At 68.4% G+C, this 12,188-nt stretch carries 9 protein-coding genes; 4 read left to right on the top strand and 5 right to left on the bottom strand.

Features of this window, described 5'->3' with window-relative positions; translation table 11 throughout:
* Positions 1 to 2 precede the first annotated feature (2 nt).
* Both ABIC51_RS07705 and ABIC51_RS07700 read left to right on the top strand, forming a co-directional pair.
* A complete protein-coding gene (locus tag ABIC51_RS07705) occupies positions 3 to 362 on the top strand; it encodes a type II toxin-antitoxin system RelE/ParE family toxin (protein ID WP_060085512.1) in 360 nt (119 codons plus the stop codon).
* A 73-nt stretch (positions 363 to 435) separates the two neighbouring features.
* Positions 436 to 732: an XRE family transcriptional regulator gene (locus ABIC51_RS07700; RefSeq protein WP_027791374.1), complete on the top strand. Its 297-nt coding sequence runs from the start codon at positions 436 to 438 to the stop codon at positions 730 to 732.
* 160 nt (positions 733 to 892) lie between these two features.
* On the opposite strand, the gene ABIC51_RS07695 is transcribed toward ABIC51_RS07700, so the two are convergent.
* From ABIC51_RS07695 to ABIC51_RS07685, 3 genes are all read right to left on the bottom strand, one after another.
* Positions 893 to 2,167, bottom strand: coding sequence for an APC family permease (locus tag ABIC51_RS07695; protein ID WP_027791375.1), 1,275 nt, complete (start codon positions 2,165 to 2,167; stop codon positions 893 to 895).
* A 135-nt stretch (positions 2,168 to 2,302) separates the two neighbouring features.
* Positions 2,303 to 6,832: a DEAD/DEAH box helicase gene (locus ABIC51_RS07690; RefSeq protein ID WP_354006396.1), complete on the bottom strand. Its 4,530-nt coding sequence runs from the start codon at positions 6,830 to 6,832 to the stop codon at positions 2,303 to 2,305.
* 221 nt (positions 6,833 to 7,053) lie between these two features.
* Positions 7,054 to 7,578, bottom strand: coding sequence for a metal-dependent hydrolase (locus ABIC51_RS07685; RefSeq protein WP_226128884.1), 525 nt, complete (start codon positions 7,576 to 7,578; stop codon positions 7,054 to 7,056).
* Positions 7,579 to 7,999: 421 nt separating this feature from the next.
* On the opposite strand from ABIC51_RS07685, the gene ggt reads away from it, so the two are divergent.
* Entirely contained in the window at positions 8,000 to 9,721 is a 1,722-nt protein-coding gene (gene ggt, locus ABIC51_RS07680) for a gamma-glutamyltransferase (protein ID WP_027791378.1), read from the top strand.
* Between the two features lie 86 nt (positions 9,722 to 9,807).
* On the opposite strand, the gene ABIC51_RS07675 is transcribed toward ggt, so the two are convergent.
* Entirely contained in the window at positions 9,808 to 10,731 is a 924-nt protein-coding gene (locus ABIC51_RS07675; protein ID WP_226128882.1) for an alpha/beta fold hydrolase, read from the bottom strand.
* A 352-nt stretch (positions 10,732 to 11,083) separates the two neighbouring features.
* Between ABIC51_RS07675 and ABIC51_RS07670 the strand changes: the two genes are divergently transcribed.
* Positions 11,084 to 11,533, top strand: a complete 450-nt coding sequence (locus ABIC51_RS07670; RefSeq protein WP_089453165.1) for a winged helix-turn-helix transcriptional regulator — start codon at positions 11,084 to 11,086, stop codon at positions 11,531 to 11,533.
* A gap of 38 nt (positions 11,534 to 11,571) precedes the next feature.
* Here ABIC51_RS07670 and ABIC51_RS07665 read toward each other — a convergent pair whose 3' ends face one another.
* Positions 11,572 to 12,183, bottom strand: a complete 612-nt coding sequence (locus ABIC51_RS07665; protein ID WP_027791381.1) for an ANTAR domain-containing response regulator — start codon at positions 12,181 to 12,183, stop codon at positions 11,572 to 11,574.
* Positions 12,184 to 12,188 lie beyond the last annotated feature (5 nt).

Raw genomic sequence — 12,188 nt, 5'->3', positions numbered from 1 at the left:
CGATGACGAGACAGCAGATCCAGGTCACGCTCGGCGTGCGGTTCTTCCAGACGGCTCGTGGCAACGAGCCGGTGCGCGAATGGCTGAAGTTGCTTGGGCAAGCGGAGCGAAGGGTGATCGGCGAGGAGATCAAGACCGTTCAACTCGGCTGGCCGCTCGGCATGCCGCTGGTCCGGAAGATGGCACCGGATCTGTGGGAGATCCGCGTGGCGCTGCCGGGGCGGAGCGCCCGTGTGCTGTTTACGGTCGTCGGCGACACGATGGTCCTGCTGCACGGCTTCTTCAAGCAGTCGCGCGCCACGCCGTCGGACGATCTCGATGTCACCGTCGCGCGTCTCAAAGCGTTGACGCATGCCATCTGAATTTCCCGGTTGCGCCGGAACGCACCGTCTTCGACGGGCAGGCAGCCGGCAACGCCATGCACTGGAGTACCTCATGACGACCACGAACCATCCGCATATCGGCAGCGATTTCGATACCTTCCTCGAGGAGGACGGCAATCTCGAAGCGGCCACCGCCACCGCGATCAAGCGCGTGATCGCGTGGCAGATCGGGCAGGAAATGAAGGCGCAGCACATCACGAAAACCGCGATGGCCGCGCGGATGAAAACCAGCCGCGCCGCGCTCAACCGGCTGCTCGACGAAACCGACACGAGCCTCACGCTCGCGACGCTCGCGAGCGCGGCCGCCGCGCTCGGCAAACGGCTCAGCTTCGAGCTGGTTCCGGCCTGACGAGCGTGAAGCAGCGGCGTATGGCGCGGGTTCGCGCCCATATGCGTGATGCGCACGATGCGCACGGCGCAGTGGCCGGCCCTCCGGCCGGCGGGGCGGCCATGATTCGCCGGCGTGTTGCCGCAAGCCGGCGAGTGCCGGCCCGCGCGCGCATGCCGGGTCACTGGCGCGGTCCGGTCACCCGCAGATAGAGCAGCGCACCGCCCGCGAGCAGCAGCGGGCACAGGATGGCCCAGCCGGTCGTCAGGAACAGCCCGGCAACCGCGACCAGCGAAACCCACGCACAGCGGTAAGCGATGCCGCCGCGCGGCAGCAACTTCAGCGCGGCGGCCGCACCGAGCCCATACACCATCACGAAACATCCGGACGTCACGAGCACGAGCGGTTTGGGCCCGACGTCCGAGAGCGTCGTCGCGGCCAGCGCAACGGCTGCGAGCGTGGCGATCACGCCGAGGCTGCGGCGCGGGACGCCGCCGACCTGGCTGCCTTGCGCGAGCCACGCGGGTAATGCACCGTCGCGACCGAGCGCCGCACCGAGCTTGGCCGCGCCCGCGAAATACGCGTTCATCGTGCCGAGCGTGAGCAGCAGCGCGGCCGCGGCGGCGAGCACCTGTGCATGACCGCCGATGCCGCCTGCGATCAGTTCGGCGAGCGGCGCGCCCGATGCGCCCGCGGAAGGCCCGAGCACCGTCACGCTCGCGGCGGCGACCGACAGATACAGGAACCCGACCACCACGACGGCGATGCCGGCCGAGCGCGGCATGTCGTGCGCGGGCCGTCGGAACTCGGCCGCGAGGTGCGTGATCGCTTCCCAGCCGGCGAAACTCCACACGAGCAGCGCGGCGGCCTGGCCGACCGCGAGCCAGCCGTGCGGGGCGAACGGATGCAGGTTCGCCGTGCGCGCATGCGGCGCGGAGGCGAGCACCGCTGCGAGCAGCAGCGTGACGAGCAACGCCGACAACACGAGCTGCATGCGGCCCGAAACGGTGACACCGAAAGCATTCGCGGCCGACACGGTCGCGATCAGCGCGGCAGCGGTAACGATGACGGTCGTGTGGCCGCCGCCCGTCACGGCCGCGACGTATGCGCCGGCGAACATCGCGGCAGCCGGCGCGCCGGCCGGTACCGCGAAGTAGAAGCACCATCCGACGACCGCCGCGGCTTTCGGCCCGAATGCGCGCCGGGCGTAGGTCGAGACCCCGCCAGCATCGGGATAACGCGCGCCGAGTGCGGCGAAGGTAGCCGCGAGCGGCCCGGACAACACGACCAGCGCGGCCCACGCGAGCAGGGATGCCGGGCCCGCGACCTCGGCGGCCAGCGCGGGCAGCGCGATCACGCCGGTGCCGAGCACCGCGCCGATATAAAGCGCGGCGCCCTGGAAAATGGTCAGCGAGCCCGCGTGATGTGCGGCGGGCGAGTCGGCATGCGAGGGCATGGACAGCAGTCTCCGGAAATCTTGTTGTGCTGGAGCGCGGGGGCACGCGCGGAAAGTCGTTCGATGCTACCCGAAGGCAGGCGGTCGCGCGGCCCCGCGATCAGTAGTCGGTGTGGTGCCGCGTGTCAGCCGATGTCAGTGGCTGCGCGCGAGCCGCAGGCGCGCATCCTCGCGCGCGGCGGGCGACAGTTCGGGGGCGTAGTGGAACGCCCCGGAAACCAGCGAGGCGACGGGCACGCCGTCGCGGAACAGCACGCGATTTCCCGCGAGGGCCGGCACCTTGTCGCCGGGCAGCAGCGTGCCGGCAAGATTCAGCGGATCGGCGCCCGTCACGCAAACGTACTGTCCGTCGCCCGGTTGCCGCCGCAGTTCGCGCAGGACCGGGATCGCTTCAGGCAGCGCGAACTGTTCGCCCGCGAGCCCGGCGACGAAGCGTCCGCCGCGAATCTCGCCGCGCGCTTCGAGGCGTTGCAGCACGCGCACGAGCTCGCGCCAGTTCGGCAGCCAGTCGGCTTCGCGTTCGAGCAACCGCCAGAACACGACGCCGTAGCGGCGCAGCAGCGTCCAGACGATGTGTTCGAGTGCGTCGGGATCGGTCGCGGGCGCACCGCGCTTCGGTGCCGGCGTTGGCGTGTCAGCCGGTGCCGAAGCGCGTTGCACGAGCGCCCAGCGGCCGGCGTCGTCCATTCCGCCGATCAGCGCACCGCCGCGCCGCGTGCGCGGCGCATAGGTCGCGCTGCGCTTGACGGCAGGTTTCAGCAGTGCGCGGAGGCCCGCGTAGCTGTCCGCATTCACGAGGCCGGCCGACACCAGTTCGCCGAGCGCCTGCTCGAGTTCGACGGGCAGCATGTGCAGGTCGTCGAGCAGCGCATCGAAGAACATCGCGCCGTGCGCGGCGAGGGTGTCGCGCACCTGGGCGGCCCGTGCGGACAGCGCCGGTTGCGCGTCGGGATCGCGCAGCGCCTGCCAGGCAGAGAGGTGGCGGCGCGGCAGCAGCACGATCGGTGTCGTCTTAACGGGCGTGCCGGCCGCGCGGGCCGGCGCGCCGATGCGCGTCCACACGAGCTTGCCGGAGCGGCACAGCTCGTCGAGCCCGCCTGCCGTGTAGTCGGTGAGGCGCGCGGGCAGCAGCGCGTCTTCCCATGCGCTCGCCGCGGCCTCGTAACCCTCGAGCTGTTCGACCACGGCCGCGAGTGCATCGCGGCCCGTACCGCGCGTGTCGGGTGTCAGGTGTTGCCAGTGGAACAGGAAGCGCATGAAGTCGGCGCGCTCCACCGGCTCGATTTCGCGGCGCAACCGTTTCACCGTGTAGCGATGAATGCGCGCAAGCAGATGGCGTTCGCACCATTCGTCGGTCGTCGTGCCCGGTGTGAACCGGCCGCGCATCACATAACCTTCGCGCTCCAGCGCCGCGAGCGCCGTCGCGATCGACGCAGGCGGCAGGCAGAGCGGTGTCGCGATCGCGTCGAGTGCAAGCGGGCCGAAACCGGTGAGCCGCGCGCGGATCACGTCGACGAGCGCGGTATCCGCTTCCCACGGCTGCGCGCAGGCAGCCGGCACCTTGAGCGCCGGCGCGATGCGGGCATCGGGATGCAACGCACGCAGGCACACGAGCCGTTCGACCGGCACCCACAGGGCGCCGCCGCCGGGCGTCACGAGTTTCGTCGCGCGGCGGCGTTCGGCAAGTTCCGCGAGCCGGTCGGGCCAGCCTTCGTGCGCGTGTGCTTCGCTGTCGGCGATGCATGCGAGCGTGAGCAGCGCGTCGTGCATTTCGTCGGCGTCGCGCACGAGCGGCCAGGCCTCGTCGCGCACGGCATCGATCGCGTCGGCGTCGAGCGCGCCGAGATCGTCGGCCGATTCAGGGTCGCTCCAGCGGCGCGACTGTACGGCCTGCGTGCGGCGCTCTTCCAGCGGCGCGTCGTCGAGGAACGCATACGGTTTCGCGTTCAGGATCTCGGCCGCGAGCGGCGACGGCGCGGGCAGGTCGCGCGCGATCAGCTCGATCGCACCGCTCTCGATCCGGCGCAGCAGCGCGAGCCAGCCATCGGTGTCCATTGCGTCGTGCAGGCAGTCGTCGAGCGTCTGGTCGACGAGCGGGTGATGCGGTATCTCGCGTTCGCCGACGATGTTCTCGAGGCACGCGACCTGATCGGGAAACACGGTCGCGAGCAGATCCTCGCTCTTCATCCGCTGCAGTTGCGGCGCGGTGCGCTTGCCGCCGGTGAAGCGCGGCAGCGCGAGCGCCGTCGTCGCGTTCCAGCGCCAGCGCACGCCGAACATCGGCGCGTCGAGGAGTGCCTGGACGAGGACGTGTTCGGCGCTGGCCGAACGCAGGTAACGCCACACTTCGTCGAGCGCGAAGCTGTGCGCGAGCGACAGCGACAGGATGATCGCGTCGTCGGTCGCGGCCGCCTGCAACTCGAAGTTGAAGCTGCGGCAGAAGCGCTTGCGCAGTGCGAGCCCCCATGCGCGGTTGATGCGGCTGCCGAACGGCGAATGGATCACGAGCTGCGTGCCGCCCGATTCGTCGAAGAAGCGTTCCATCACGAGCGTGTCCTGCGTCGGCAGCGCGCCGAGCGCGGCGCGGGTGCGGGCGAGGTAGTCGACGATCTGGCGGGCGGCGTCGGGCGACAGGCGGAGATCGTCGACGAGCCAGCGCAACGCCGGCGCGAGGCGGCTTTCGGCGGTGGCGGCGACGACGGTGTCGTGCCGCAAGCCGGTCGAGGCGTCGGTATCGGCTTCGATCCCGGCCTTCGATTTCGCCTTCGCGCCCGCTTTGGCGTCGGCCCGGGGCACGGGCTTCCCGCCAGTCCCTTCACCGATGCGTTCACGGTTCTTGCCATGTGCGAGCCGGTCGCCGTCCGCGAACAGTCCGTCGAGCCGCGCGCGCAGCCGGCCGACCGCCGCCGACAGCTCGTCGCTGCGCCCCGGCGCCTCGCCGAGCCAGAACGGAATGTTCGGCGACTGGCCCTGCGCGTCCTCGACACGCACGCGGCCCGTTTCCACGCGAATGATCCGGTACGACTGGTTGCCGAGCTGGAACACGTCGCCAGCGAGGCTCTCGATCGCGAAATCCTCGTTGACCGTGCCGACCTGGATGCCCTGCGGTTCGAGCAGCACCGCGTAGTCGGCCATGTCGGGGATCGTGCCGCCCGACGTGGTCGCGGTCATCATCGCGTTGCGGCGCCCGCGCACGGTGCCGCCGACCACGTCGCGATGCAGGTACGCGCCGCGCACGCCGCGCCGGCTCGTGAAGCCTTCGGCGAGCATCTTCATCACTTCGTCGAAGCGCTCGCGTGTCAGCCGCGCGTACGGCGCCGCGCGCGTGAAGCTCGCATACAGCGCGTCTTCCTGCCATTCCGTGCACGCCACTTCGGCGACGATCTGCTGCGCGAGCACGTCGAGCGGCGCTTCGGGAATCCTCAGCGCGTCGAGCTCGCCGCGTTGCACGCAATCGAGCAGGGCCGCGCATTCGACGAGCTCGTCGCGCGACAGCGGGAACAGGCGCCCCTTCGGCACGCCGCCGACATGGTGTCCGGAGCGGCCGACGCGCTGCAGGAACGGTGCGATGCCGCGCGGCGAGCCGACCTGGCAGACCAGATTGACGTCGCCGATATCGATGCCGAGTTCGAGCGATGCGGTGGCGACGAGCAGCTTCAGTTCGCCGCGCTTCAGCCGCTGTTCGGCGTCGAAGCGGTGCTCCTTCGCGAGACTGCCGTGATGCGCGGCGATCGCATCCTTGCCGAGCCGGTCGGCGAGATGGCGCGCCATGCGCTCGGCGGTGCGCCGCGTGTTGACGAACACCAGCGTCGTGCGGTGCGCGGCCGCGAGCCCGGCAATGCGGTCGTACACCTGTTCCCACACGTCGGTGGCCATCACGGGTTCGAGCGGCACGTTCGGCAGTTCGAGCGCGAGGTCGCGCTCGCGTGTGTGGCCCGTGTCGACGATCGTGCAATCGCGCGGCGCGTCGGCCGGGCCGCCGACGAGGAAGCGCGCGACCGCGTCGATCGGCTTTTGCGTGGCGGAGAGCCCGATACGCGGCAGCGCACGGCCGGCCAGCGCGTCGAGACGTTCGAGCGACAACGCGAGATGGCTGCCGCGCTTGGACGATGCGAGTGCGTGGATCTCGTCGACGATGACCGAGCGCACGTTCGACAGCATCTGCCGCCCCGACGTGGACGACAGCAGCACGTACAGCGACTCGGGTGTCGTGACGAGGATGTGCGGCGCGCGCTTGCGCAGCGCCGCGCGCTCGGCCTGCGTCGTGTCGCCGGTGCGCACGGCGGTGCGGATCGCCGGCACCGGCAGGCCGAGTTGCGCGAGCGAATCGGCGATGCCGGCGAGCGGCGCATCGAGGTTCACGTGGATGTCGTTGGACAGCGCCTTCAGCGGCGACACGTACACGACGAGCGTCGCGTCGGGCAGCGTGCCGTCATGCGCGAGCGCATCGCGCACCAGATCGTCGAGCGCGCACAGGAACGCGGTGAGCGTCTTGCCGGAGCCGGTGGGTGCGGCGACGAGCGTCGAGCGGCCGGCCTTGATGTGCGGCCACGCGAGCGCCTGCGCGCCGGTGGGCGCGGCGAACGTGCGCCGGAACCACGCGGCGACGGCCGGGTGGAACACGTCGAGCGCACGGGCGGCAGGGCGGGTAGCGGTGACGTCCATCGGAGCGTTGAAATAGGGTGCAAGCAGGGCGCAAAGCGTGCGCAAGGCGCACACGAATCGAATCGCCAGTGTGCCAGACGTCGCGCGTGCGTGCCGGGTGCGCGTGTCGGCGAACGGGACTCAAATGGGGGCCTGCACCGTACTTTCAATGGACGGAAAGTTGCATGCGCGCCGGCGTGCCGATGGCACGCCGAATCGCGTCAAATTGCGCCGAATTGCAACTAGACGCGATGCAGCCAGCCGAGCCAGTGTTCGAGCAGCGGCGTACGCGAGCACAACGACTGCGCGAGCCACAGCGTGCCGCCCCATGCGGCGCCCACGACGATCAGGTCGCAACGCCCGCTGTTCCACAGGTTGAGTGAATGACGCCGCCAGATCCACGGTACGCCGAGCGGGTTCGGCCAGTCGGCGAGCAGGTGCATCACGCCGCCGCATGCGAAGCCGAACAGCGGCGCGGCCCACAGCGGATGCGGATGATGGATGAGCCCGTGCCAGCCGAGCGCGAGCAGGGCGATCCAGCCGATGCCCCAGTGCGTGATGGTTCGATGCGTGACCCACAGGCGGCGCTTGCGGCGCCACCATGCGACTTCGAGCCAGTCGGGCGCGGTACCGCCCGCGACGCCCGCCGCGAATGCGGCGAACATGCCCCAATGCCACGGGCCCGTGGCGCCGGTTTGTGCGACGAGGGCGGCGGCGACGACGCCGGCCGCGAAGCCGGACGCATGATGCGCGTTGTGTGATGCCATAGGAAGCGAGACGAAGAAACGTGAGGCGGCGCGTGAACGAACCAGTGATGCGGTGTGAAAGCGGGGCGCTATCTTCGCAGATCGGATCGTGCAGCGGGACGGGCGTTTGCAGATTTTTTTTCACGCGTCACGTGGCCTGTCGCGCAGTTCGCAACTTTCGGTTTTTGTGCGCTGCGTGATGACGTGAACCGGTGTGAATTGCGGCCGCGCGCCCGGTGCAATTTCGACCTGTCCGCATCCGTGTCGAGAAGCGGCGACATGACCAGGCGCACACAGCGAATGCGCTTTCATCGCATGTCACGTGTTCGACCCTTTTTGTCCCCCTATACTACGAAACCGGATATGGCCGTCGGTGCGCCGGCGGTCATGCGCGGGACAGGTGCTTTTCCTGCCTGAAGGAGATCCACATGGGGGACATGCAATGACTACGCTGAATCGCTTCAAATCATCCGCTGTCGTGCTCGCGACGGTGGCCGGCATCGGTTTCCTGCCGAACGCACCCGTCTATGCGAAGGGGCCGCAGCCGGCCGTCCTGACGAGCTCGGCGGTCGCGGTGGCCGACAAGTACAGCGCGGATGCCGCGGAGCGGATCTTCAAGGAAGGCGGCAACGCGATCGACGCGGCCGTCGCGATCGCCTTCACGCTCGCCGTCACGTATCCGGAAGCCGGCAACATCGGCGGCGGCGGCTTCATGACGATCTACAAGGACGGCAAGCCGTACTTCATCGACTACCGCGAGCGTGCGCCGCTCGCCGCGACGAAGGACATGTATCTCGACAAGGATGGCAACGTCGTGAAGGGCATGAGCCTGTACGGCCCGCGCGCGGTCGGCGTACCGGGCACGGTCGCGGGCATGTGGGAAGCGCAGAAGCGCTTCGGCAAGCTGAAGTGGAAGCAGGTGCTCGCGCCGGCGATCCACTATGCGCGCGATGGCTTCGTCGTCGACGAGCAGCTCGCGCAGCGCGGCGTCGACGCGTCGAAGGAGTTCGGCGGCAAGACCAACTTCGACAAGTATTTCTCCGGGCTGAAGGCGGGCGTGAACTTCAAGCAGCCCGATCTCGCCGACGTGCTCACGCGCATCGCGAACGACGGCGCGGAAGGTTTCTACAAGGGCAAGACGGCCGAGCTGATCGCCGCGTCGATGAAGACCGGCGACGGCAACGGGCTGATCACCACCGAGGATCTCGCGCAGTACCGCGCGGTGTGGCGCCAGCCGGTGCAGGCGAAGTGGAACGGCTATGACGTGATCACCGCGCCGCCGCCGAGCTCGGGCGGCATCGGCCTCGTGCAGTTGCTGAAGATGAAGGCCGACCTCAAGCAGGACTTCGAGGGCGTGAAGCTCAACTCGCCGCAGTACATCCACCTCGTCGCGGAAATCGAGAAGCGCGTGTTCGCCGATCGTGCGCAGTATCTCGGCGATCCCGATTTCTACAAGGTGCCGATCGCGCAGCTGACCGACGACGCCTATATCGCGAAGCGGGCGGCCGAAGTCAACCCGAAGGAGCCGTCGGATACGAAGAGCGTGCAGCCGGGCCTCGGCACGACGATGCCGGAGAAGGCTGAAACGACGCACTTCTCGGTGGTCGACAAGTGGGGCAACGCGGTGTCGAACACCTACACGGTCAACGGCTATTTCGGTTCGGGCGTGATCGCCGACGGCACGGGCATCGTGCTGAACGACGAGATGGACGACTTCTCCGCGAAGCCGGGCGTGGCGAACATGTTCGGCGTGGTCGGCAGCGACGCGAACGCGATCGAACCGAAGAAGCGCCCGCTGTCGTCGATGTCGCCGACGATCATGACGAAGGACGGCAAGGTGTCGCTGGTGATCGGCACGCCGGGCGGCTCGCGCATCTTCACGTCGATCTTCCAGGTGATCAACAACATCTACGATTTCAAGATGCCGTTGAAGGAAGCGGTCGGCGCGATGCGCTTCCATCACCAGCTGCTGCCGCCGAACACGATCTTCTGGGAGCCGTACCACCCGATCGAAGGCGAACTCGCGAAGCAGATCGAGGCGCGCGGCTACACGCTGAAGGGGCAGGATTTCAGCGGCGACATCCAGGTGATCAAGATCGACGGCAAGACGCCGGAGGCGATGGCCGACCCGCGCGGGCGTGGTGTGACGCGGGTCATTCGCTGATGTGAAGCGGTGCGTGCGCGGTTGCGAAGGCGGCCGCGCACGCCGTGTTCCGCGGCGGGGCGCCGGATGCCCGCTGCGGAACGCACTCAGCCGGTCGTCCGGATGAAGCCGGCGATCCGCACCGCGATGGCGTCGGGCGCATCCTCGAAGCAGTAGTGCCCGACGCCCGCCAACCGCTCGACGGGCGCGGACGGAAACAGCGCGGTGAAGAGCGGCAGGAAGTGTTCCGCGCCGAGTGTCCGGTCGGCGTCTCCCCAGATCGCGAGCGCGGGTTTCTCGCGTATCGCGCGCAATGCCGCCGCATCGGGCACTTCGAACCGGTGCGCGCCCGCGGCAAACCCGCGGGCCCATCCGATCGCGCCGAGACAGTCCGCCGGTTGCGCGAACGGCGCACCGTATGCGGCGATCCATGTGTCGGTGATGACTGCGTGGTTCTCGAAACCGTTCAGTTTCAGCGTGCTCAGGATGTTGAAGCCGAGCTGACCGAGCACGGTTTCAAGCGTGTCGTCGGCCGCCGCACGCATGATCCACTGGAACCACGGCGCATCGCGACCGTTCGCATTCAGGCGCTCGACGAGATCGGGCTGGCCGAACGGCGTCGGCCCGTTCGCCGACACGATGCGCCGGATGCGATCCGGATGACGCGCGGCGAGCCCCATGCCGACCGGGCCGCCGAAATCGTGCATCACGAGCGTGATGCGCTCGAGGCCGCGCGCGAGCACGAAGCGCTCGAGGTTGTCGATATGGTCCTGCAACCAGTAACTGCGATCCTGCGGCGTCGCGCTTTTGCCGAAGCCCATGTGATCGGGCACGACGATGCGGTGCGTCGGACGCAGCGCCGCAACCAGATGGCGGAACAGGTAACCCCACGTAGGTTCGCCATGCAGGCACAGAACGGTTTCGCCGTTGTGCGGGCCTTCGTCCACGTAGTGCATCCGGAAGCCGGATGCGTCGTCGAAATGCGGGGTGAAAGGAAAGGTGCCGTCGAACGTGGCATCGGACCGGATCATCGAGCGCTCCTTCGGTAGTCGGATAGTTTGGTTTCAAGTTGAAACCGAATCGAAGCGTAGGATATCGGGTTGCAAGTTGCAACCAAAAAGAGGGCCGCGGCAATCGGCGGATGCTCGGCACGTTGGTGCGGGATGATGTGCCGGAACGGGGAAATGCCGGAATTTATAGGCCAGATGTACGAACTGAAGTGCCAATGAGACCCGAATCGGCCATGGCGTTCATCGATCGGGAACAGTCGAGCCCCGCGCGATTGATCTTTCGTGTGACGAGTTTTATATTGCAACCATTCATTTCAACGAGCGTAACCGCCGTTCCGGCCGCATTCCCGGAACGGCATTGCCTCATGCATCGATGAACAGACGAACCACGCATGAAGATTCCCCCTGCGGCGTTGCCCGCCCGCTGGACGCGATCGGCGACTGGTGGTCGCTGCTGATCGTCCGCGACGCGTTCGACGGGTTGCGCCGCTTCGGCGAATTCCAGAAGAACCTCGGGCTGGCCAAGAACATCCTGGCCGCGCGTCTGCGCAATCTGGTCGCGCACGGGATCATGGACATCGTGCCGGCCGCGGACGGCGGCGCGCATCACGAATACGTGCTGACCGAGAAAGGGCGCGGCCTGTTTCCGCTGCTCGTCGCATTGCGGCAGTGGGGCGAGGATTTCTTCTTCGAACCCGACGAGGCGCACGTGCTGCTCGTCGACCGGAAGACCGGGCTGCCCGTCAGGAAGCTCGAGCTGCGTTCGCAGGACGGGCGCGTGCTCGGGCCGGAGGACACGGTCGTGTTGCCGCCGCCGGACTGACGCGCCTGACGCGCGGCGATCGGCGATCGCCGATCGCGTTACCGCTTCAACAGCGCATGCGCGTGCACGATCTGCTCGGCGAGCTGGTTGATCGAGATGCGCCGTTCCATCGCCTGCGAGCGGATCTGCTGATATGCCTCTTCCTCGCTGATCGCGTTGTGCTGCATCAGCAGCGTCTTCGCTTCCTGCAGCGTGCGCGCGGACATCACGCGCTGTTCCAGCTGCGCGATGCGGCGCCGGTATTCGTCGTGCCGCCGGCTCTGGTGACACGCGAGCGCCATCGCGCTCAACAGGCCGAACGAACGCACCGGCGTCGTTACCGCGCTCTGCGCGTCGATGCGCAGCATCAGTTCGAGGATCGTCGGGCTTTCGTAGGTCGTGACGGCGATGAGCGGCGGCCGCGCATCGTCCTCGAGCCACGGGATCGACAGGTGCAGCAGGTCGGGCCGGACCGCGAGGATCACGAGGTCGACACTCTCCGGCAGCGCGGCGGGCGGCGGCCAGCGCTGCTCGCTCGGGCAACCGATGCGCGAGAGCTGCTCGACGAGCAGCAGGCCGTTGTCGTCATCCGGGTAGTACACCATCACGCGCAGCGAGCGCAGTTCGGCGAGCAGGCGCGGCGTCGAGCGGATCGGGGTGCGGGCGCGCATCGTCG

The organism is Burkholderia sp. 572 (assembly GCF_040545135.1).
In the GTDB taxonomy this organism is placed as follows: Bacteria; Pseudomonadota; Gammaproteobacteria; order Burkholderiales; family Burkholderiaceae; genus Burkholderia; species Burkholderia cepacia.
This window is presented reverse-complemented; position numbering and strand designations above follow the sequence as displayed.

Excerpts from the sequence above, each read along its gene's own strand:
- ABIC51_RS07705 (WP_060085512.1), top strand. The coding sequence starts at position 3 with ATGACGAGACAGCAGATCCAGGTCACGCTCGGCGTGCGGTTCTTCCAG.
- ABIC51_RS07700 (WP_027791374.1), top strand. The coding sequence starts at position 436 with ATGACGACCACGAACCATCCGCATATCGGCAGCGATTTCGATACCTTC.
- ABIC51_RS07695 (WP_027791375.1), bottom strand. The coding sequence starts at position 2,167 with ATGCCCTCGCATGCCGACTCGCCCGCCGCACATCACGCGGGCTCGCTG.
- ABIC51_RS07690 (WP_354006396.1), bottom strand. The coding sequence starts at position 6,832 with ATGGACGTCACCGCTACCCGCCCTGCCGCCCGTGCGCTCGACGTGTTC.
- ABIC51_RS07685 (WP_226128884.1), bottom strand. The coding sequence starts at position 7,578 with ATGGCATCACACAACGCGCATCATGCGTCCGGCTTCGCGGCCGGCGTC.
- ggt (WP_027791378.1), top strand. The coding sequence starts at position 8,000 with ATGACTACGCTGAATCGCTTCAAATCATCCGCTGTCGTGCTCGCGACG.
- ABIC51_RS07675 (WP_226128882.1), bottom strand. The coding sequence starts at position 10,731 with ATGATCCGGTCCGATGCCACGTTCGACGGCACCTTTCCTTTCACCCCG.
- ABIC51_RS07670 (WP_089453165.1), top strand. The coding sequence starts at position 11,084 with ATGAACAGACGAACCACGCATGAAGATTCCCCCTGCGGCGTTGCCCGC.
- ABIC51_RS07665 (WP_027791381.1), bottom strand. The coding sequence starts at position 12,183 with ATGCGCGCCCGCACCCCGATCCGCTCGACGCCGCGCCTGCTCGCCGAA.